Below are 21,502 nucleotides of genomic sequence, written 5' to 3' on the forward strand. Positions count from 1 at the left end.
TCAGGCCAACGGCGGCTTGGTACCGGTCCCGGCCGTAGGTGAAGCGGCGGACCGGAACACGTGGACAACGGCGTCCGCATCCGGGGCAGCAGCATGGGCTGCTACCGGGATGCGGACGCTTTTTTTTCTCACCGTTCAAAGGAATGCGCGATGGCCTATTTAGCTCCTGCCGAGTTTGTCGGCAAGATGGTCGATGCTGGGGAATCCAAGCTCTTGATGTCCACCCGGGACACCCTCATCCGGGCCTACATGGCTGGCGCAATCCTGGCGTTGTCTGCCGCGTTCGCGGTCAGCGTCAACGTCAATACCGGCAATCCCCTGATCGGATCATTGCTGTTCCCGGTGGGGTTCTGCATGCTCTACCTGCTGGGATTTGACCTGTTGACCGGTGTCTTCACGCTGGCTCCGCTCGCCGTACTCGACAGGCGTCCAGGGGCCACTTGGGGCGGCGTGATGCGCAACTGGGGGCTCGTCTTCTGCGGCAATTTCGCCGGCGCACTCACCGTGGCAGTATTCATGGCCATCATCTTTACCTTTGGCTTCACCGAGGCCCCGAACGTGATCGGCCAGAAGATAGGCAGCATTGGTGAGAGCCGCACCATTGGCTACGCCGCCCACGGCGCGGCGGGCATGCTGACCCTCTTCATCCGCGCCGTCATGTGCAACTGGATGGTGTCCACCGGCGTCGTGGCAGCCATGATGTCGACCTCGGTTTCGGGCAAGGTCATTGCCATGTGGATGCCCATCCTGGTGTTCTTCTACATGGGATTCGAACACTCCGTCGTGAACATGTTCCTTTTCCCCTCCGGCCTGATGCTCGGCGGCAAGTTCACGCTGATGGACTACCTGCTCTGGAATGAACTTCCTACCGTGCTCGGCAACATCGTCGGTGGCCTGACGTTCGTCGGCGCGGCGCTGTACTCCACCCACTACAAGACCGCACCGAAACGCGTCCTGGCTTGAAATGAGCATCTTGCGCGTCTCAGTCGGCCAGTGTTCGCAAGCCGGGCGCAAGCGCGTCAACCAGGATTTTCATGGCGCGGCGCTGCCTGCCGAGCCGCGGCTCAGCACCAAGGGCATTGCCGTTGCGCTGGCCGACGGCATCGGCAGCAGTGCCGTCAGCCAGGTGGCCAGTGCCGCCGCCGTGCACGGTTTCCTGGACGACTACTATTGCACGGCCGAAACATGGACCGTGCGACGGTCGGCACAACGCGTGCTGGCGGCACTCAATTCCTGGCTGCACGCGCAGACCCAGCGCAGCGATGCGCGCTTCGACAAGGACCGCGGCTACATCTGTACCTTCAGCGCCTTGATCTTCAAGGGGCGGGAGGTACACCTGCTTCATATAGGCGACTCGCGCATCTACCGGCTGCATCCGCAGGCCTGGGAACAACTCTCGGAAGACCATCGCATCCGCGTGTCTTCGGTCGAGTCTTACCTGGGCCGGGCGCTCGGTGTGGGGCCCACTGTCGAGATCGACTACCGCAGCTGGCGAGCCGAAGCCGGAGAGGTTTACATCCTTGCCACTGACGGCGCCTATGAATACCTCGACAGCGTCGCCGTGAACCAGGCCCTTGCAGCGCATGCCGATGACCTTGACGCCGCCTCGGCAATGCTTGCGTCTGTCGCGCTGGCGCGGGGCAGCGAGGATAACGTCACGGTCCAGCTGGTGCGGGTGGACGAGTTGCCGGACCTCGACACGCAGGACCTTCATGCCGAACGCCGGTGCCTGGCCCTGCCGCCTCCGTTGCAGCCGCGCATGCACTTCGATGGCTATCTCATCGTGCGCGAGCTGTATGCGAGTTCACGCAGCCATGTGCACCTGGCCGTGGACCAGCGCAGCGGCCGCCATGTCGCGCTGAAAACGCCATCCATCGATTTGCGCGAGGATCCGGACTACCTTGACCGCTTTCTCCTGGAGGAGTGGGTGGCACGCAGGATCGATAACGCGCATGTGCTCAAGCCTCATGCGGCCGACCGTCCGCGGCAGTATCTGCATGTTGCGATGGAATACATTGACGGCCATACGCTGGCGCAATGGATGACAGACTACCCGGCCCCGGATCTGGACACCGTGCGCCGGATCGTGGGACAAGTCGCCAAAGGGCTGCAGGCCTTCCATCACCGGGAAATGCTGCACCAGGACTTGCGGCCGGAGAACGTGATGATAGACCGCGCGGGCACGGTCAGGATCATCGACTTTGCGGCGGTGCATGTGGCGGGCCTGGCCGAAGGCACGCGCACCCCGTACGCGCAGGCGCCGGTCGGCGAGCTGCAGTATGCCGCCCCGGAGTATTTCCTTGGGCTGGGCGGCAGTCCCGCGTCCGACCTGTTCTCGCTGGCAGTGATCACGTACCAGATGCTAACCGGGCAATTGCCCTATGGTCTGCAGGTAACACGTCTGCGCACTCCCCGTGATCTTCGGAGCCTGCGCTATATCCCGGTGCGTGAGCGGCGGCCCGAATTGCCCCCGTGGCTCGACGGTGTGCTGCGCAGAGCCTTGCATCCCTGCGGGCGCAAGCGGCACGAAGCGCTGTCCGAGTTCATTCAAGACCTGCACACTCCCGCACGTCAATACCAAAGCCGCCGTCCGATCCCGCTTCTTGAACGCAATCCGGTGCGCTTCTGGCAGTCACTGACGCTGCTGCTGGCACTCTCGGCCATGTTGCTGCTGGGCTTGCGGCTCACAGGGCATTGAGCGCGCATTGGCGCCGCAATTCCCGAATGCGGCCTCATCCCGGCAGAGCGAAGGGATTGAACCCGGTGCGTTGATAGCCCTCCGCCGTCACGGCATCGTCCAGGGCCAGGGTGGCGAGGTCGTCGGCCACGGCCTCGGCTTGCGGGTCGCGTTCCAGTGAGATGACTTTGAGATAGCCGCGGCATACGCCGCAGCTTTCGGCGCGCACCGTGGCTTCGGCGGTGTCGAAGCTGAGGTAGTCAAGATCCGAGGCGGCGCCACAGTTGGTGCATTTCGCCCGTACCATGTGCCACGCGCTCTCGCAGAGCGCGCAATGCAGATAGCGCATGCCCTGGCGATCGCCGGTCAGGATCAGGCTTGCTACCGGGGCAGTGCCGCAGACCGGGCAGGACGCGTGCTCGGCCGGGCCGCTGGCGGGCGCGGCAGCCGCCCGCGCGGCGCTGGCACATTGCAGCGATAGCGATGCCCACAGGAAGGGCGCGATTGCCGCCGGAACCGCGTCAAAGCGACCCTCGGCCAGCGCCCGGGCGGCGCCAAGGCGCGCATCCGCAGGGAGGTCGCGCAGTGCCGCAAGATGCGGGGCGACCGTGGCGGGAACATCGCGCGCAAGCCGCTCGATCAACCCATCAAGCAGGGAACCCCAATGCCCCGCCTGCGGGATGGCCCTGGCGTCGGTAGGACCGGACCCACCGGCTTCGGGCAGGAGCGACGCCTGCACCTCGGCGACGCGGGCGGCCAGACGCAGGTAATCGGCAAGATCGTGCCCTTCGGCCAGCACGCGCAGGCGCGCGGCGCGGCGGCGGTAAAGCCCGGCAAGGTCTGGCTGGATCAGCGGCGTGAAATGCCGGGATGCTTCGCCCGATCGCAGTGCTCCCGGTGTGGTCGGATGATGGCTCATGCCCCGTGCTCCTTCGCTTTCGCCGCTTTCGACTCTTTTGCCTTCAACTCGCCATACCAGCGGTCATGGTGCTGCCTGGCCCAGGTGTGCGAGACGTAGCCCGTCACCATGCCGGTGATCGAGCCTCGGACCCAGATCGCCAGGTAGATATGACCCACGATCAGCAGGATCAAGCCGATCCCCGCGACGGCATGGGCCAGGATCGCCAGGCGGAGCACGGGAATCGGGAAGTACTCGGCGAAATAGGCGCGCCACATGATCAACCCGGACAGCAGCAGGGCCAGTATCGAAGCCATGATGAGCCAGAACAGCACCTTCTGGCCGGCGTTGTACTTGCCGATCCGCAGCGGCGCGCCGCCATGCTGGTTCAGCAGTACCTCCCTGGCGCGGCGGAACCAGACGGCATCGGTGCGCGCGGGCATGTTGTCGCCCACGAAGCGCACGAACATATAGCAAAGCCCGGCGAAAACCGCGATGCCGAGGAACGGGTGGAGCAGCCGCGCCATCTGCGGCGTGCCAAGGACGCCGCTCATCCAGCTCACCGTCGGGAAGAACCAGGAGATGCCCGATGCCGCCGCGAGAAAGAAGCAGAACACGATCGCCCAGTGGCACAGCCGCTCGGCGAATTTCGTGCGCAGGATCATGCCGTTGTTGGTCGCCATTTCCGGTCTCCGCCTATGCCGCGCCGTCATTCGGGGCGTCGTGATCGTTTGTCTCGGTGGTGTTGGGGCCGACCGCCATGAAATGCGCCGCCATGCCCACGACCGCCGCCGCGCCGACGACGGCGGCGACGGGTTTCAGACCATCCTTCCAGCCCGAGACGACCGAGCTGATCTGCGGATCCTTTGGCAGGCCCGCGTAACGCTTCGGGTCGTCGGCATGTTGCAGCACATACATCACGTGGGTGCCGCCGACCCCCGCCGGGTCATACAGGCCGGCCTTGGCATAGCCGCGCTCGTTCAGCTCGGCCACGCGCTCGGCGGCCAGGGACTGCATCTCCGCCTTCGAGCCGAAGGCGATGGCGCCGGTCGGGCAGGTCTTGACGCAGGCAGGCTCCTGCCCGACCGAGACCCGGTCCGAGCATAGCGTGCACTTGTAGGCCTTGTTGTCCTTCCTGGAAATGCGCGGCACGTCGAAGGGGCAGCCCGCGACGCAATAGCCGCAGCCGATGCACAGGTCGGACTGGAAGTCGACGATGCCGTTCGCATACTGCACGATGGCGCCCGGCGCCGGGCAGGCTTTCAGGCAGCCGGGATCCTCGCAATGCATGCAGCCGTCCTTGCGGATCAGCCATTCCAGCTTGCCCGCCTGGTCCTCATGCTCGGTAAAGCGCATCAGGGTCCAGGTGTTGGGCGACAGGTCGCGCGGATTGTCGTAGACGCCGACATTCTCCTGCACGTCGCCGCGCAGGTCGTTCCATTCGTTGCAGGCGACCTGGCACGCCTTGCAGCCGATGCAGGTCGACACGTCGATCAGCTTGGCCACTTCCATCTGATGGTCGCGGATGCCTGGGGCCGGTGTCAGCTCCGACGAGGCCGAGCGGCGGATGATGTTCTGCGAGTTCATGCCTGTGCTCCGGCTACTTTTTCAATGTTCACGAGGAATGCCTTGAATTCCGGCGTTTGCGAATTGGCGTCGCCGACGCCCGGGGCAAGCGTGTTGGCGAGATAGCCCTTGCGCGTTGCCCCCTCGAAGCCCCAATGGCAGGGGATGCCGATCTGCTCGACCGTTTGCCCGGCCATCTGGAGCGTGCGCAGGCGCTTGGTCACCACGGCCTTGGCGGTGATGTAGCCGCGTCTGGTTGTGATCTTCACCGTGTCGCCATGGGCAATGCCTTTGTCCGCGGCCAGCTTCTTGCCGATCTCGACAAATTGCTCGGGCTGGAGCATGGCGTTCAGATGCGAGTGCTTGGTCCAGTGGCGGAACAGTTCCGTGATCGAATAGGTCGTGGCGACGTAGGGGAACTCGGTGCGCTTGCCCATGCGCTGCGCATCGTTCTGCAAGATGCGGGCGGTCGGGTTGTGGGTGACCCTGTCGTGCAGCGGGTTTTTCGCGATCGGGCTCTCGACCGGCTCGTAATGCTCGGGGAAGGGGCCGTCGTTCATGCCGCCGACCGAGAACAGGCGCCCCACGCCTTCGGGCAGCATGATGAAGGGTCCGGCGGGTGTGCCGGGCGCCGCGGTGAGGGGAAAGTCGGGCACGTCCGCGCCCACCCATTTCTCGCCGTTCCAGTGCAGGATCCGGCGTCTGGGGTCCCAGGGGTTCCCCATCTCGTCCATCGAGGCGCGGTTGTAGAGGATGCGGCGATTCGCTGGCCATGACCAGGCCCAGCCCGGCGTGTTGCCAAGGCCCGTGTCGGTGTTGTCGCGCCTGGCCATCTGGTTGCCCGCCTCGGTCCAGGAGCCGGTGAAGATCCAGCAGTAGCTTGAGGTCGTGCCGTCGTCGCGCAGCTGCGCGAACGAGTCCAGAAGCTGGCCCTTGCGCAGGATCTTTTTCCCGGTCTCGTCGAACACGTCCGCCAACGCGTAGCCGTTGGCTTCCTTGGCCATTTCCTCGGGATGGGGGCGGCAGGGATCGTGATAGGTCTCCTCGTCCCAGGTCATGTGCAATACCTGTTCGGGACAGGCACCGCCTTCCTTTTCGTAAAGCCGCCGCAACTCCATCATGATGCCGCCAAGGATGGCCGGATCATGCCGCGCCTCGCCCGGCGGCTGCTGGCCCGCGTAGTGCCATTGCAGCCAGCGGCCGGAATTCACGACCGTGCCGTCTTCCTCGGCAAAGCAGCTCGCCGGCAGCCGGAAGACCTCGGTCATGATCTCTTCGGTCCTGACGTCGTTGAACTTGCCTTCGTTGCGCCAGAAGTTCGAGGTCTCGGTCACCAGCGGGTCGATGACCACGAGGAACTTCAGCTTCGACAGCGCGGCCGAGGACTTGTTCTTGTCGGGCATCGCCGCCAGCGGGTTGAACCCCTGGACGACATAGCCGTTGACCTTGCCTTCGTACATCAGGTCGAAATACGCCAGCATGTCGTAGCTGCGGTCCCACTTCGGCAGCAGGTCAAAGGCCCAGTTGTTTTCCGCCGTGGCGTGCTTGCCGAACAGGGTCTTCTGCAGCGAGACGAAGAACCTGGGGAGGTTCTTCCAGTAGTTCACCTGGTCAGGCAGCACGGCTTTGGGCGTGGCATCGTCCAGGTATTGCCTGAGCGTCTGCTGCTTGTCAGTGGGCAGGTCCATGTAGCCCGGCAGCCGCAACGACAGCAGGCCAAGGTCGGTATAGCCCTGGATATTGGAATGTCCGCGCAGCGCATTCACGCCGCCGCCGGACATGCCGACATTGCCCAGCAGCAGCTGGATCATCGCCGCGCCGCGGATGATCTGCGCGCCGCCGGTGTGGTGCGTCCAGCCGAGCGCGTAAAGCCAGGTCAGTGTCTTGTCCTTCGCCGAGCACGAGCCGACGATCTCGGCGATCTGCAGGAAGTCGGCCTGCCTGACGCCGGTGATCTCCTCGACCTTCTCGGGCGTGTAGCGCGAGACGTGCTGCTTCAGCAGGCTCAGCACGCAGCGCGGATGGCGCATCGAGGGATCGCGTTTCGCGTTTCCCGCCCCGTCGAGTTCATAATTCCAGGAGGATTTGTCATAGACGAGCTTCTCGGGATTGAAGCCCGAGAACAGGCCTTCGTCGAATCCGAAATCCTCGCGCACGATCAGCGACGCGTTGGTGTAGGCGCGCACATAGTCATGCTGGATCTTGTCGTGCTGCAGCAGCCAGTTGACCATGCCCATCAGGAAGGCCGTATCCGATCCTGCCCGGATCGGCGAGAAGATATCGGCGACCGAGGCGGTGCGGTTGAAGCGCGGATCAATGACGATGACCTTGGCCTTGTTCCTGATCTTGGCCTCGATCACCCATTTGAAGCCGACCGGATGGGCCTCGGCCGGGTTGCCGCCCATGACGATGACGACATTGGCGTTCTTGATGTCCACCCAGTGGTTCGTCATCGCGCCGCGGCCGAAGGACGGCCCCAGCGCCGAAACCGTTGGCCCGTGGCACAGGCGCGCCTGGCAGTCCAGTGCCAGCATGCCCAGCGAGCGGGCGAACTTGAAGTCGAGAACCCCCGTTTCGTTGGAGGCCGCGGACGAGGCGAGCATGCCCGAGCTCAGCCAGCGGTTCACCAGCTGGCCCTTCTCGTTGCGCGCGATGAAGTTCTTGTCGCGGTCGTCCTTCAGCAGACGGGCGATGCGCCTGGTGGCATCGTCCCAGCTGATGCGCACCCACTCCTTCGACCCCGGCGCGCGGTATTCCGGATATAGCAGCCGGTTCTTTGAATGGACGATGTCCAGCAACCCCGCGCCCTTGGGACAGAGCGAACCACGGCTGACCGGGTGATCGGGATCCCCCTCGATGTGGAAGATGCGGGGTTTCGCGTTCCTGGCGCCGTCACCCAGCGAATACATCAGGAGGCCGCACCCGACCGAGCAATAGGTGCAGTTGTTGCGCGTCTCCTTCGCACGCAGCAGCTTGTAGGGGCGCACACCGGCCGGAGCCTGTGCCCAGGCTGTACCCATGCCCAGGGCCGAAGCCGAGACGGCAACAGACCCTGCGCCAAGAATCTTGAGGAACTGTCGCCGTCCGATACTGGTGGGTTTAGTCATCGTGGTCTCATCGTCATGTCTTCTTCCATCCATCCTGGCGAGCAGGGTGGGGGTCTCCGTTTTTTTTTATGTCTGATAAGGCTTGCTGACGCGTATGCCGAAGCGTCTACACATGGAGTGCCGCGGTTGAGGTGAGAGCCACCTTGAACTGACGCGTCCCCCGGGCTGGCGTATTGATCGCCTCCAGGCGTTGAGAAGCGTCACGGCGGTCCGGACAACCACCGGCAAGACCAGCACCCTTCGCCCAAAGATAGCCGCCTGCCCCCTGAAGGTAAATTCAGCGATTCTTTGCCCGCCTATAAGCCATCGCTTAAGTGACGGCCTTCTGACGAAGTTGAGCGGATTCAGCAGATCTGCCGACGGTCCAGGATGGACAAATTGACCCGCCGGCAGGGCTTGCGCGTGGACATTTTGTCCATTGCCGTGACCCCACAGCCCAGGCCGGGTCCTGCAGTGCCTGACAGCAAAAGGAATCTGTCATGGGTATGGCTCTTGCTCATCGATGCGGCAACGGGCCTCTCCCGCAAGCGGCAGAGGTGAGCAAACCGGTGGCAGGAACTGCAGGCGTGACTAACCCCAACCCCGGCCCCGGCAGGCCGGGCGCGGCACAAGGAGCAAACATGGCCAATCGACGCGAAGTGCCTGGAATCAGGAAGTACGACGGTCCCGCCGGCGGCTGGGGCGCGCTGAAGGCAACCGCCACGGCGATCCGGACGCAGATGGATACCGTGAGGGCACCGATTACGCTGATGCGGACCAACCAGCCCGATGGCTTCGATTGCCCGGGGTGCGCGTGGCCCGACAAGGAGCACAGGTCGACCTTCCAGTTCTGCGAGAACGGCGCCAAGGCTGTCACCTGGGAGGCCACCACCAAGCGCGTGCCGCCCGAATTCTTTGCCGCCAACACCGTGTCATCGCTGTTGAACCGGACCGACTATGAGCTGGAGGACTTTGGCCGGCTGACGCATCCGCTGGTCTACGACCGCGCCACGGACACGTTCCGCGCGGTGGAGTGGGAGGCGGCGTTCGCCCGCATCGGCGAGATCCTGCGCGGACTGTCGCCGGACGAGGTCGAGTTCTATACCTCGGGCAGGGCTTCCAACGAGGCTGCATACCTGTACCAGCTGTTCGCGCGGGAATATGGCACGAACAACTTCCCTGATTGCTCCAATATGTGCCACGAGCCCACCAGCGTCGGCTTGCCGCGCTCGATCGGCATCGGCAAGGGCACGGTGTCGCTGGACGATTTCGATGCCTGCGAGCTGATCATCTCGATCGGCCACAACCCGGGCACCAACCACCCGCGCATGATGGGGACACTGCATGAGGCGTCGCGCCGCAAGGTGCCGATCCTGGTGTTCAACCCGCTGCGCGAACGCGCGCTCGAGCGCTTCGCGGATCCGCAGAACATGGTGGAGATGGCCACCTATGGTTCGACCCGGATCGCGTCGTCCTACTTCCTGGTCCGCGCCGGGGGCGACGCCGCCGCCATCAAGGGGGTGATGAAGGCGCTGCTGGACCTGGAGGCCAGCCAGGGCAATGTGCTGGACCATGACTTCATAGCGTTCCATACCGAAGGGTTCGAGGCGCTGGCCGAAGACCTGAAGGCGACCGAATGGGCGGATATCGAAAAGACCAGCGGCCTCAGCCGCACTGATCTGGAGCTGGTCGCGGCGGCCTATGCGAAGTCGAACGCCACCATCGTCACCTACGGCATGGGCGTCACCCAGCACAACGAAGGCACGGCCAACGTCCGCCTGCTGTGCGACCTGCTGATGCTGCGTGGCAACTTCGGCAAGCCCGGCGCCGGTATCTGCCCCTTGCGTGGCCACTCCAATGTGCAGGGGAACCGGACCGTCGGCATCACTGAAAAGCCGTCAGCCGGCTTCCTGCAGCGGATCGAGGACACCTTCGGTTTCAGCCCGCCCGCCGGACACGGGCACGATGCCGTCAGCGCGATGCAGGCGATGATCGATGGCAAGTCCAGGGCGCTGATCTGCCTGGGCGGGAACTTCGCGGTCGCCTTGCCCGATCCCGACCAGTGTTTCCCCGCCATGGGCAAGCTTGACCTGAGCGTGCACATCGGGACCAAGCTCAACCGCACGCACCTGCTGGTGGCCAAAGAGACCTTTGTGCTCCCCTGCCTGGGCCGCACCGAACTCGATGTGCAGGAGACCGGGCCGCAATCGGTGACGGTGGAGGATTCGATGTCGATGGTGCATGCCTCGGCCGGCAAGCTGGCGCCGGCGTCGGCGTTCCTGCGCGCAGAGCCGGCCATCGTGGCGGGCATGGCGACGGCGACGCTGCCCGACAGCAAGGTGCCATGGCTGGAGCTGATTGCCGACTACGACAGGATCCGCGACCTGATCGAACGGACCGTGCCCGGCTTCGAGGACTTCAACACACGCGTGCGGGTGCCTGGCGGATTCCGCATGCCCTTGCCGCCGACCGAGCGCAAATGGGAGACGCCGTCCGGCAAGGCCGAATTCTTTGTATTCAAGGGCTTGCACGAAGACAAACAGGTCCATGCCGACGATGTCCTGCGCCTGGTGACGATCCGCAGCCATGACCAGTACAACACCACCATCTATGCCATGGACGACCGCTACCGCGGCGTATTTGGGCGGCGCGACGTGCTGTTCATGAATGCGGCCGACCTGGCAGCGCGTGGCCTGGAGCATGGCGACGTGGTCGACATCGAGACCATCGCGGCTGGCCGGCAGCTGCGTTTCGAGAAGATCACTGCGATCGAATATGAAATTGCGCCGGGTTCTGTCGCCGCCTACTATCCGGAAGCGAACAAGCTGGTGCCGCTCGACTACATCGACAAGGACAGCGGCACGCCGTCCTACAAGTCAGTGCCCGTGCGCGTGGTGCGTTCGGAGGTGACGTGATGGCAAGCCATCCCGACATCACGTAAGCACGGCCCGTGCCCGGTTCCCAGCGCCGTTGCGCGCGGCCCTGCCTCGCAACGGCCCTCCGTTGAAGCAATGCGACCTACCTTTGGAGGAAAGTCCATCATGCCGGCCCTATGTGAAATTTGCAACGCACGTCCCGCCGTGGCGCGGGTGACCGTGGTCCAGGACGGCGAGCGCAAGACGATGTCGATCTGCGACTACGACTATCGTCAGTTGTTGCGCCACCAGGACATGCTCAACCCGTTCGATTCGCTGCTCGGTGGCGGCGGCCTGTCGCGCTTCTTCCGGGGGATGGGCGGCGACATGGATGACGACGAGCACCCCGGGTTCTCGGCCGAAGTGCCGCGCGAATCGGTCGACCCCACCGATGCATTCAGCGAGCAGACCATGGAGCTGCTGCAGCGCGCCGCCGAGAAGGCCCACGAGTTGCGGCGCAATGAACTCGACACCGAGCACCTGCTCTATGTGCTCGCCGATACCGACGTCTGCACGGCGCTGCTCAAGGAGCTCAAGCTTTCGCCGCAGGACATCCAGGGATATATCGACGAGCACGCGCAGACCGGGACCGCCAAGCCCGACGCGGCCATCGACAAGATGACGATCTCGCCGCGGCTGAAGAAGGCCTTCCAGTATGCCTTCCAGGCCTCGCGCGACCTGGGGCATTCCTACGTGGGACCCGAGCACCTGCTGATTGGCCTGGCCTCTGTGCCCGACAGTATCGCCGGAACGCTGCTCAAGAAATATGGCATCACCCCCGAGGCGCTGCGCCAGAAGGTGGTAAAGGTGGTCGGCAAGGGCGCCGAGGATGGCCGCGTCGATACACCCACCGGCACGCCGACGCTGGACAAGTTCGGGCGCGACCTGACCGCGATCGCGCGCCAGGGCAAGCTCGACCCGGTGCTGGGCCGCGCGCAGGAGATCGAGAGCACGATCGAAGTGCTGGCGCGGCGCAAGAAGAACAACCCGGTGCTGATCGGCGAACCGGGCGTGGGCAAGACCGCCATCGTGGAAGGGCTGGCGCAGCGCATTGTCAACGGCGACGTGCCGGAGGTGCTGCGCGGCAAGCGCCTGGTGGAGGTCAATATCAACTCGATGGTGGCCGGCGCCAAGTACCGCGGCGAGTTCGAGGAGCGCGCCAAGCAGCTGATCGACGAGGTCACGGCCAAGAACGACGAGCTGATCCTGTTTATCGACGAACTGCACACCATCGTCGGCGCGGGGCAGGGCGGCGGCGAGGGCGGGCTCGATATCGCCAACGTGCTCAAGCCCGCGCTGGCGCGCGGCGAGCTGAGCCTGATCGGCGCGACCACCCTGAACGAATACCAGAAGTACATCGAGAAAGATGCGGCGCTGGAGCGGCGCTTCCAGCCGGTGCTGGTGCCGGAGCCGACCGTCGAGCAGACCATCGTCATCCTGCGCGGCCTGCGCGACAAGCTCGAAGCGCACCACCAGGTCACGTTTGCGGACGACGCCTTTGTCGCCGCGGCGGAAATGTCAGACCGCTATATCACCTCGCGCTTCCTGCCGGACAAGGCCATCGACCTGATCGACCAGGCCGCGGCGCGCGTGCGCATCGGTTCCACCTCGCGTCCCGCTGAGATCCAGGAGCTGGAGGCAGAGATCGCTCAGCTCAAGCGCGAGCAGGACTATGCTTCGTCGCGCAAGCGCTTTGACGAGGCCAAGGCCTTCGAGGACCGCATCGGCGACAAGCAGAAGCGGCTCGACGAGCTGACCGAAGCCTGGCAGCGCAAGACCGGTTCCGAGACGCTCGAGGTGACGGTCGCGGCCATCGCCGAGGTGGTGTCGCGCCTGACCGGCATCCCGGTGGCCGACCTGACCCAGGAAGAGCGGCAGAAGCTGCTGCAGATGGAAGAGCGCCTGCGCGAGCGCGTGGTGGGGCAGGAAGACGCGGTGGTTGCGGTCAGCGACGCGGTGCGCCTGTCGCGCGCGGGGCTGGGCCAGGCCCACCGTCCGATTGCGACCTTCCTGTTCCTCGGGCCGACCGGCGTGGGCAAGACCGAGCTGGCCAAGGCGCTGGCGGAAACCGTGTTCGGCGACGAGCAGGCCATCATCCGTATCGACATGTCGGAGTATATGGAGCGCCATGCGGTGGCACGGCTGATCGGCGCGCCGCCGGGCTATGTCGGCTATGAGGAGGGTGGCCAGCTGACCGAGCGCGTGCGGCGCAAGCCCTACAGCGTGATCCTGCTCGATGAAATCGAGAAGGCCCACCCGGATGTGTACAACGTGCTGCTGCAGGTGTTCGACGACGGCCGCCTGACCGACGGCAAGGGCCGCGTGGTCGATTTCAGCAACACCGTCATTATCGCCACCAGCAACCTGGGCGCGTCCATCATCATGGCGAACCTCGAGCAGCCCGAGGGCAAGCGCATGACCGACAAGGACCTGCGCGAGGCGCTGATGAAGGTGCTGAAAGGACACTTCAGGCCTGAGCTCCTCAATCGCATCGACGACATCATCGTGTTCCATGCGCTCTCGCGCGAGAACATCCGCGCAATCGTGCAGATCCAGCTCGACCGGGTGGTGCGTACCGCCGCCGCGCAGGACATCGCCATCAAGTTCGACGATGCGCTGGTCGATCACCTGGTCGAGGTGGGCTACCAGCCCGAGTTCGGCGCGCGCGAACTGCGGCGCCAGATCCGCCAAGCGGTGGAGACCAGGCTGGCCAAGGAGATGCTGGGCGACAAGCTGAAGTCGGGCGACAGTGCAGAGCTGGGCTACGACAAGGACAGCGGCGAGGTGGTCTTCAAGAAGGTGGAAGCCGTGAAGAAGCCGAAGGCAGGTAAAGCGGCCGCCAAGAGTGCTGCGTCCAAGAAGGCGGACAGCGCAGTCGCTGCCGGAGACGACAGCGCCTGACCAGGCCAGGCGCAATCACGCTGATCGCGGGAGGTACGCAAATGCAGGAGTTCGACTTCTACATCAATCTGCAGAAACCGACGCTGGGGCTCTATGTGCGCAAGGGCGCAGGTCTTCCCGACCTGGCCGACGCCAAGGCGTGGCAGCTCGACGGCACGGTCGCCGAGAGCGAGGTGCCACCCGGTCTCCTGAAAGGTCTGGAGGCCAATGGGCACGCCTTCCAGGAGCTGGGCGGGTGACTGACCGGGCCTGCAGTGCGCCCCGGTGCCGCGGCTGCGCGGCAGCGCCGGGGCGCACTGTGGGAGGTCAGGACGCGTTGGCTTTGCGGCCCACGCTTTGGATGAGTCTGGTGACGCGCGCCAGGTACTGGTCGAACACCTGGTTTGCCTGTTCCTGCCTGTCGATCGGCTGTGCGACCGTGCGCCCCTCGGCCTCCAGCCTGGCCCGGATCTCGGGCTTGGCCAGGGCTTCGCCAATCGCCTTGCGCAGCACCGCCACGCGATCGGCCGGCGTGCCCTGCCTGACGAAGTAGCCACCGCTGATGGCGTATTCGAAGTCCGGCACCAGCCGGCTTTGCGAGATCAGCGGAATCTGCCTGAGTGCCGGGGGCAGGGCCCTGGAGAAGCTGGTCAGAATCCTCAGCCGGCCCTGCTGCTGCATGGCCGCGTAGCTGGACTGGTAGGGCAGGATGGCAAAGTCCACCTCGCCACCGGCCAGGCCCTGCAGCGCCGGTGCGCCGCCCTTGTATGGCACATGCAGGAACGGCACGCCGAGCCGCGCGCCCAGCGCATCGCCCATCAGGTGATAGATGGAGTCGATGCCGACCGTGGCGTAGGTCAGCGGCTTGCCCTTGTTTTGCCGGGCGTACTCGATGAACTTGTCCAGGCTGTCCACGGCGATGCCGTTGCGGACCATCAGCACGATGTTGGCGTCGCTGTGGGAATATGCCGCGATGGGGCTGGGCTACATCCTGACGGCACGCTCGATGCCGCTGAAGGAGCCGCAGTTCCGGGAACTGGTGTCGTTGCCGCTGGCCAATCCGATCCTGAACAACAGCCGCATCCACATCATCACCCGCGCTGGCCGGCATCTGTCGCCGGTGGCTGACAGCTTGCTCCGGCATCTGGTGAAGGCCTTCCCGCTGGTCTGAGGCCGCGGCGACGCCGTTTCGCCTTGCCAAGGATTGCATCAGGCACTACAACGATCAGGCACACCGGCGACGGTGAAGGAGGCCCCATGACACATGACGCCCGCAATCCTCGCGTCGGTGCGATGCGCGCATTCCTGGCTGGGTCGGTCCTGGCGCTTCCGGCGCTGGCTCTTGCCGCCGGGCCCGGCGCTCCCTTCCGGCCAACGCAGGTTTCCGCCACGCCGGACCGCGGCGCCGGCCTGCAGGCCTTTGCGCAGATCGAGCGCGTGCTGTTGCATGCCCGCTGCCTGAATTGCCATGTGCCGGACGGCCCGCTGCAGGGCGATGGCAAGCTGGTGCACTTTCCCGCGGTGCAGCGTGGCGCGGACGGCATGGGCGTGCCGCCGCTGCAATGCGCCACCTGCCATGCCACCCAGAACAGTCCGCTGGCGCATGCGCCGCCCGGGCTGGACACCAACGGCCAGCCGGGCTGGCGCATGCCGCCGGCGAAGATGAAGATGTCATGGCTGGGCCTGTCCGGCGCCGCACTGTGCAAGGTCCTGCGCGATCCGGGGACCAATGGCGGCCGTTCGCTGGCGATGCTCGAAGAACACATGGCGACCGATCACCTGGTGGCCTGGGGCTGGCAGCCGGGACCGGGGCGAGAACTGCCGCCGCTCGACAAGCCTGCGTTCGATGCGCAGGTACGCCAGTGGATAAGCAATGGCGCACCGTGCGATACGCGCGAGCCGCTGCGCACCTCCGCCGGACCGACGCGCGCCGCGGCCGACCAGGTACTGCTGCAAAACCTGCGCGCCCTCGCCGGATCGGGCGCGCTGACACAGGCCAAGGGCACGGGCAACGGGAGCCAGCCATGATCTCTTTTCAACTGAACGGCAAGATCCAGCAGGTCGATGTGCCCGGCGACACGCCGGTGCTGTGGGTGCTGCGCGACACGCTGGGCCTGACCGGCACCAAGTTCGGCTGCGGCATCGCGGTTTGCGGCGCGTGCACGGTCCATGTCGACGGCCAGCAGCGCCGCGCCTGCGTGACGCCGGTATCCTCCATCGCCGGCCGGCAGCTCACCACGATCGAGGGCATCGGTGAAGACCGGGTCGGGCGGGCGGTGGAAGAAGCCTGGGTGCGCAATGATGTCACGCAGTGCGGCTATTGCCAGAGCGGCCAGGTCATGGCGGCCGTGGCGCTGCTCAAGGTGAACCGGCGCCCGACCGATGCCGACATCGAGCGGGCCATGAGCGCCAACCTGTGCCGCTGCGGCACCTACGCGCGTATCCATGCCGCGGTCAAGGACGCGGCCAGGGCGATCGGCTGAGGAGATGCCATGAGACTCGCGCAGCAGGCAAGCGGCGGCATCGACCGGCGGACGTTCCTGAAACTGAGCCTTGGCTCCGGCTTTGCGCTCTGTGCCGTTCCCCTTGGCGCGCAGACGGAAGCGGCCGGAACCCAGCCCACGGCCCCGGTGCAGCCGTCGGCCTTCGTCAGTATCGATGCCGACGGCACGGTGACGGTCACGATCGGCAAGCTGGAATTCGGGCAGGGCGTGCAGACGGCACTGCCGATGCTGGTGGCCGAGGAGCTCGACGCGGACTGGAGCAAGGTCCGCTGCCAGCTGGCCCCGGCCGGCGAGGCCTACAAGGACCCGGTCTTCCATATCCAGCTGGTCGGCGGTTCGACCAGTATGAAGAACTTATGGACGCAGTATCGCGAGGTCGGCGCGCGCATGCGCGCGATGCTGCTGGGGGCGGCTGCCAGGCGCTTCGGGGTGCCGGCCGAGCAGTTGAAGGCCGAGGCCAGCGTGGTGACCGCGCCCGACGGCCGCCGTGCCACCTACGGCGAACTGGCCGCCGCGGCCCTGGCCGAGCCGGTGCCGGCGAGCGTGCCACTGAAGTCGCCGCAGCAATTCAGGCTGATCGGCAAGCCGACCGGCCGGCTCGATGCGCGCGACAAGTCCACTGGCCGGCAGCAGTTCGGCATCGACACGACGCTGCCGGGCTTGCGCGCCGTGGTCATGGTGCATCCGCCGGTGTTCGGCGCCAGGGTCGCGCGCTTCGACGCCGCGCGCGCCAAGGCCATCGCCGGCGTGGAAGAGGTCTACCAGGTGCCGCTGGTGCGCGGCGCGACCGGGCTGGCCATCGTGGCCAATGGCTTCTGGCCGGCGCGCACGGCGCGGGAGGTGCTGCAGGTGGAGTGGGATGCCAGCGGTGTCGAGAAGGCGGACAGCGATGCGCTGCTGGCGCGCTACCGCGAACTGGCGACGCAGCCCGGCGTGCAGGCCAGGGCGGCGGACACGTCGGCGCTTGCGGGCGCGCCACACAGGATCAGCGCCGAATATGTCTTCCCGTACCTCGCCCACACGCCGATGGAGCCGCTCAACTGCACCATCGACTTCCGCGGCGACCAATGCACGGTGTGGGCCGGCTCGCAGTTCCAGACCGTCGACCAGGCGGCGGTGGCCGCCGTGCTCGGCCTGAAGCCCGGGCAGGTGACGTTCAACACCATGATGGCCGGTGGCGGCTTCGGCCGGCGTGCCGTGCCGACCTCCGACTACCTGTTCGAGGCCGCCCAGGTGGCCAAGGCGCGCTACGCGGCCGGCCGGCGCGAGCCGATCAAGATGATCTGGACGCGCGAGGACGATGTGCGCGGCGGCTACTACCGCCCGATGCACCTGCACCGCGTGGAAATCGGCCACGACGGCAAGGGCAAGGTGCTGGCGTGGAAGCACGTGATTGTGGGCCAGTCCATCACCAGCGGCACCCCGTTCGAGGCCTTCACCGTGAAGAACGGGGTCGACTCGACCATGGTCGAGGGCGTGGGCGAAAGCGCCTATCCATTTCCGATCGCGCTCGAGATCCATCACCCCAGGGTCAACGTGCCGGTGCTGTGGTGGCGCTCGGTAGGGCACTCGCACAACGCCTACGTGATGGAGACCCTGGTCGATGAACTGGCGCGCACCGGCGGGCTCGATCCGGTGGCGTACCGCCGCACGCTGCTGCGCGGGCACAAGCGTCATCTCGCGGCGCTGGACCTGGCGGTCGAGCAGTCGGGCTACGGCAAGCGGCGCCTGGCGGCCGGGCGTGCCTGGGGCGTGGCGGTGCATGAATCGTTCGACACCGTGGTGGCCTACATCATCGAGGTCTCGATGCGCGGCAACCAGCCGGTCGTGCACCGGGTGACGGCGGCGGTCCACTGCAATATGCCGATCAACCCGCGCACGATCGAGGCACAGGTCCAGGGCGGGCTGATGATGGGATTGGGCACCACGCTGCCCGGCGCCCGGATCACGCTGAAGGATGGCGTGGTGCAGCAGGCCAACTGGAACGACTACCGGCTGGCCACGCACGCGGACATGCCGGCGCAGATCGCGGTGCATATCGTGCCGTCCGCCGATCCGCCGACCGGCATTGGCGAGACCGCGGTGCCGCCGATTGCGCCCGCACTGGCCAACGCCATCGCGGCGCTCACCGGCAAGCGGCTGCGCAGCCTGCCTTTCACCGCGTGATTGGGGTTCGCCGGGTTCACGCGGGGCCGCCTGCTGGCATTGAATCGGCGGCAATTCCGGTCGGCGAATGCCAGCGCAATCCTTTCTTGATCATCTATCTCTCATGCAGCGGCGCTGAACGGTGTGTTCGGGAATGGCAGAGGCGGGCAATCCGAATAGCGGCGATCATGCGGTTTGATCCTGTCCGCATCCCGAGCCACCATGCATGTCCATCTGCAGTCCCACTCGCACGTCAGCCTGCTGCAGCTGCTGCTGGCCTTCCCGCTGTCGGTCTCTGTCGCGCACGGCAGGCTGGTGCTCAGGCGGCGCGGATACGAACGCGTCGGCTGGCCCGCCAACGGTGACCTGGACAGCGCTTTCCATGACCGCTTCGGGCTGTCGATGGAGGCGGCCAGGCGGCTGGCGGTGATGCGCGCCGCGCAGCGGCAGCGCTCGGTCGCCTGACGCGGTGGCGCCGGCCCCCGCTAGCTGCGCCCGCTACCGTGTACCGCGCACTGCGCTTTGCGAGATAATCCGGGCTTACGCCCGGGAATGATGTCATGCGCTTTGATCTGGTCGACCTGAAACTGTTCACGCATATTGCGGAGGCCCAGAGCCTGACCGGCGGTGCGCAACGCTCACACCTGTCCCTGGCCGCGGCCAGCACCCGCATCAAGAACCTGGAGGAGCACGTCGGCGTCAAGCTGCTGAACCGCAGCAGCCAGGGCGTGAAGGTGACCGGGGCGGGGGAAACCCTGCTGGCCCATGCGCGCCGCGTGCTGCGCCAGCTGGAGCAACTGAGCGGCGACCTGCAGGAATATGCGGCGGGCGTGAAAGGCCATGTGCGGGTCTTCGCCAACACCACCGCCATGAGCGAATTCCTGCCGGCGGTGCTGCGCACCTATCTTGTCAGCCATCCGGACGTGACCATCGACATGCAGGAGCGGCTGAGCCCGGATATCGTGCGCGCGGTGCAGGAGGGCATGGTGGACATCGGCATCGTCGCCGGCAACGTGCGCACCGAAGGGCTTGAGGTCATGCCCTACCGGCGCGACCGCCTGGTGCTGGCCACCGCGCTGAGCCATCCGCTGGCCGAGCGCAACAGCGTGGATTTCATCGACACGCTGGACTACGACTTCATCGGCCTGCCGGAGGCAAGCGCGATCCACAATTTCCTCATGCGGGCCGCTGCCGACCTGCAGTGCGCGCTGCGCTGGCGCGTGCAGGTCAGCAACTTCGAGACCGCCTGCCGGATGATCGAGGCAAATGTCGGCGTCGGCGTGTTGCCGGAGACCACCGCCCGCCGCCATGCGAAGACGATGGCGCTGCGCATCGTCCAGCTCAACGATGAGTGGGCCGAGCGCAAGCTGCAGGTCTGCGTGGCCGACCTCGGCGCCTTGCCGCTGTTTGCGCGCAAGCTGGTGGACCTGCTGGTCGAGGATGGCCTCGGGCGCCAGGACTGAGGCGCCCGTAGCCTTACCTTGTCGTTTGCAGGGATGGCATGTCGATGGCCGGCTGCCTGCACGATGCGCGCGCGGCCAGGGCGAAGAACAGTGCCGAAGCGATAGCCAGCACGTCGGTGGTCAGCAGTACGCGCGTCAGGGGCACGGTGGTGCCGTTTGCGATCAGATGGTCGGTCGCAGCGCCGACGGCCACAGTGCCAATGGCGATCGCGAAGACATTGATGCACAGCATCGTGAAGCCAGAGACCGTCGAGCGCATCCTCTGTGGCGTCATGCTGGTGATAGCCGCATTGGCCGGCCCGTAAATTGCCAGCGGCAGGAAGAATCCCACGCACATGCCGATGTAGAAGAGCGCGGAGCCGGCAGGGGCGAAACGATAGGCGATGACCAAGGGCGCGCAGATGACGACCAGCAGCGCCATGAACGTGGCATGTCCGCCGGGCAGTTTGCGCGCCATGCGGTCGCTGAGGGCGCCACCCGCCACCGAGCCAAGCGTGCCGAACAGCAGTTGCAGCGCGCCGATGCGGGTGGCGATGCCGGCGGCATCCATGCCGCGCTCATTCACCATCCACAGTTGCGTGAAGGAGAGGCTGGCGAAAGCCATGTGCGTCAGCACGAAACCAACAATGGTGAAGCGAAGCGCGCGATGCTCCCTGATCAGTCGGAGTACTGCGAGCACTTGTGGCAGGGCGGGTGCGCCCAGTTCCTGCGGCGCGTGCTGCCTGCGATCTTCCTTCAATACCGCCAGCGGCAGGGCGACGGCGATGCCGATCACGCCCAGGGCATAGAAGGTCGCGCGCCAGCCGTGCGCGGCACCAATGGTGCCGGCCAGCAGGAAGCTGCAGCCGATGCCCAGGGGGATGCCCATGAAGAACAAGCCCATCGCCGTGCCGCGACGCTTCTCGGCGAACAGCTCGGCCAGCAAGCCAACTGCGGCTGGCACGAGGGCCGCCTCGCCGCTGGCGACAAAGAAGCGCGCGATCGCCATTTGCTCGAAGGTCTGAGCGTGTCCAGACGCCCAGGTGCAGGCGCTCCAGATCAGCACGCCGGCCGCGATGATCCGCGTCCGGCTGAAGCGATCCGCGAGCGTGCCCATGAACATTGCCATGACGCCGAAGCTCAGCACCCAGACCGCGCCGACCAGGAATCCATATTGGGCATTGTTGATCGCCAGATCCTTGATGACTTGCGGCGAGAATCCCAGCAGCATGTTGCGGTCGATATGCGCAAGCAGATGGATCGTCAACAACGTTGCCAGAACGGCAGAGGGGCTTTTTTTCCAGAACATCAGAGGTCTCCAGGCCGCAGGACCATTTGTCGCAGGGTGGACGGAATGCGGCGCGCTGCCGCGTTCCGTCCGGATCGCAC

At 65.7% G+C, this 21,502-nt stretch carries 16 protein-coding genes and 1 pseudogene; 11 read left to right on the plus strand and 6 right to left on the minus strand.

The annotated features are described in order from the left end of the window. The first annotated feature begins 150 nt into the window (after positions 1 to 150). Both ACZ5MJ_RS30195 and ACZ5MJ_RS30200 read left to right on the plus strand, forming a co-directional pair. Positions 151 to 963: a formate/nitrite transporter family protein gene (locus ACZ5MJ_RS30195; RefSeq protein ID WP_464226648.1), complete on the plus strand. Its 813-nt coding sequence runs from the start codon at positions 151 to 153 to the stop codon at positions 961 to 963. A gap of 1 nt (position 964) precedes the next feature. After that, a complete protein-coding gene (locus ACZ5MJ_RS30200; protein ID WP_464224688.1) occupies positions 965 to 2,698 on the plus strand; it encodes a protein kinase domain-containing protein in 1,734 nt (577 codons plus the stop codon). 34 nt (positions 2,699 to 2,732) lie between these two features. Here ACZ5MJ_RS30200 and fdhE read toward each other — a convergent pair whose 3' ends face one another. From fdhE to fdnG, 4 genes are read right to left on the minus strand one after another with little or no spacing between them, the layout of a single operon-like run. Continuing rightward, positions 2,733 to 3,596: a formate dehydrogenase accessory protein FdhE gene (fdhE, locus tag ACZ5MJ_RS30205; RefSeq protein WP_464224689.1), complete on the minus strand. Its 864-nt coding sequence runs from the start codon at positions 3,594 to 3,596 to the stop codon at positions 2,733 to 2,735. Further along, positions 3,593 to 4,258, minus strand: a complete 666-nt coding sequence (locus ACZ5MJ_RS30210; RefSeq protein WP_464224690.1) for a formate dehydrogenase subunit gamma — start codon at positions 4,256 to 4,258, stop codon at positions 3,593 to 3,595. Before ACZ5MJ_RS30210 ends, fdhE begins: the two co-directional genes overlap by 4 nt. 13 nt (positions 4,259 to 4,271) lie before the next feature. After that, positions 4,272 to 5,162, minus strand: a complete 891-nt coding sequence (fdxH, locus tag ACZ5MJ_RS30215; protein ID WP_464224691.1) for a formate dehydrogenase subunit beta — start codon at positions 5,160 to 5,162, stop codon at positions 4,272 to 4,274. Beyond that, positions 5,159 to 8,248 (minus strand): formate dehydrogenase-N subunit alpha, encoded by a 3,090-nt coding sequence (gene fdnG, locus ACZ5MJ_RS30220; protein ID WP_464224692.1) that lies wholly within the window; start codon positions 8,246 to 8,248, stop codon positions 5,159 to 5,161. Before fdnG ends, fdxH begins: the two co-directional genes overlap by 4 nt. Before the next feature lie 620 nt (positions 8,249 to 8,868). Between fdnG and ACZ5MJ_RS30225 the strand changes: the two genes are divergently transcribed. The 3 genes from ACZ5MJ_RS30225 (at position 8,869) to ACZ5MJ_RS30235 (ending at position 14,282) form a co-directional block, all read left to right on the plus strand. Beyond that, on the plus strand, positions 8,869 to 11,142 hold the full coding sequence (locus tag ACZ5MJ_RS30225) for an FdhF/YdeP family oxidoreductase (protein WP_464224694.1): 2,274 nt from the start codon (positions 8,869 to 8,871) through the stop codon (positions 11,140 to 11,142). A gap of 126 nt (positions 11,143 to 11,268) precedes the next feature. Beyond that, positions 11,269 to 14,043 carry an ATP-dependent Clp protease ATP-binding subunit gene (locus tag ACZ5MJ_RS30230; RefSeq protein WP_464224695.1) on the plus strand — a complete coding sequence of 925 codons (2,775 nt, stop codon included), beginning with the start codon at positions 11,269 to 11,271 and terminating at the stop codon, positions 14,041 to 14,043. 41 nt (positions 14,044 to 14,084) lie between these two features. Continuing rightward, positions 14,085 to 14,282, plus strand: coding sequence for a hypothetical protein (locus tag ACZ5MJ_RS30235; RefSeq protein ID WP_464224696.1), 198 nt, complete (start codon positions 14,085 to 14,087; stop codon positions 14,280 to 14,282). Positions 14,283 to 14,349: 67 nt separating this feature from the next. Here ACZ5MJ_RS30235 and ACZ5MJ_RS30240 read toward each other — a convergent pair. Then, a pseudogene (locus ACZ5MJ_RS30240) lies at positions 14,350 to 14,979 on the minus strand (tripartite tricarboxylate transporter substrate-binding protein); the annotation flags it as partial. A 16-nt stretch (positions 14,980 to 14,995) separates the two neighbouring features. Between ACZ5MJ_RS30240 and ACZ5MJ_RS30245 the strand changes: the two are divergent. The 6 genes from ACZ5MJ_RS30245 to ACZ5MJ_RS30270 all read left to right on the plus strand — a co-directional run bounded on the left by ACZ5MJ_RS30245 (position 14,996) and on the right by ACZ5MJ_RS30270 (position 20,134). Next, positions 14,996 to 15,193, plus strand: a complete 198-nt coding sequence (locus ACZ5MJ_RS30245; RefSeq protein ID WP_464226649.1) for a hypothetical protein — start codon at positions 14,996 to 14,998, stop codon at positions 15,191 to 15,193. An 86-nt stretch (positions 15,194 to 15,279) separates the two neighbouring features. Continuing rightward, positions 15,280 to 16,050 carry a hypothetical protein gene (locus tag ACZ5MJ_RS30250; RefSeq protein ID WP_464224697.1) on the plus strand — a complete coding sequence of 257 codons (771 nt, stop codon included), beginning with the start codon at positions 15,280 to 15,282 and terminating at the stop codon, positions 16,048 to 16,050. After that, positions 16,047 to 16,505, plus strand: a complete 459-nt coding sequence (locus ACZ5MJ_RS30255) for a (2Fe-2S)-binding protein (RefSeq protein WP_464224699.1) — start codon at positions 16,047 to 16,049, stop codon at positions 16,503 to 16,505. The genes ACZ5MJ_RS30250 and ACZ5MJ_RS30255 overlap by 4 nt, the downstream gene beginning before the upstream one ends. A 9-nt stretch (positions 16,506 to 16,514) precedes the next feature. Further along, on the plus strand, positions 16,515 to 18,692 hold the full coding sequence (locus tag ACZ5MJ_RS30260; protein WP_464224700.1) for a xanthine dehydrogenase family protein molybdopterin-binding subunit: 2,178 nt from the start codon (positions 16,515 to 16,517) through the stop codon (positions 18,690 to 18,692). 201 nt (positions 18,693 to 18,893) lie between these two features. Continuing rightward, positions 18,894 to 19,136 (plus strand): hypothetical protein, encoded by a 243-nt coding sequence (locus ACZ5MJ_RS30265; RefSeq protein ID WP_464224701.1) that lies wholly within the window; start codon positions 18,894 to 18,896, stop codon positions 19,134 to 19,136. Positions 19,137 to 19,231: 95 nt separating this feature from the next. Further along, positions 19,232 to 20,134: a LysR family transcriptional regulator gene (locus ACZ5MJ_RS30270; RefSeq protein WP_464224702.1), complete on the plus strand. Its 903-nt coding sequence runs from the start codon at positions 19,232 to 19,234 to the stop codon at positions 20,132 to 20,134. A 13-nt stretch (positions 20,135 to 20,147) separates the two neighbouring features. On the opposite strand, the gene ACZ5MJ_RS30275 is transcribed toward ACZ5MJ_RS30270, so the two are convergent. Next, positions 20,148 to 21,422 carry an MFS transporter gene (locus ACZ5MJ_RS30275; RefSeq protein ID WP_464224703.1) on the minus strand — a complete coding sequence of 425 codons (1,275 nt, stop codon included), beginning with the start codon at positions 21,420 to 21,422 and terminating at the stop codon, positions 20,148 to 20,150. Positions 21,423 to 21,502 lie beyond the last annotated feature (80 nt).

Source organism: Cupriavidus sp. LA-1 (assembly GCF_055385985.1).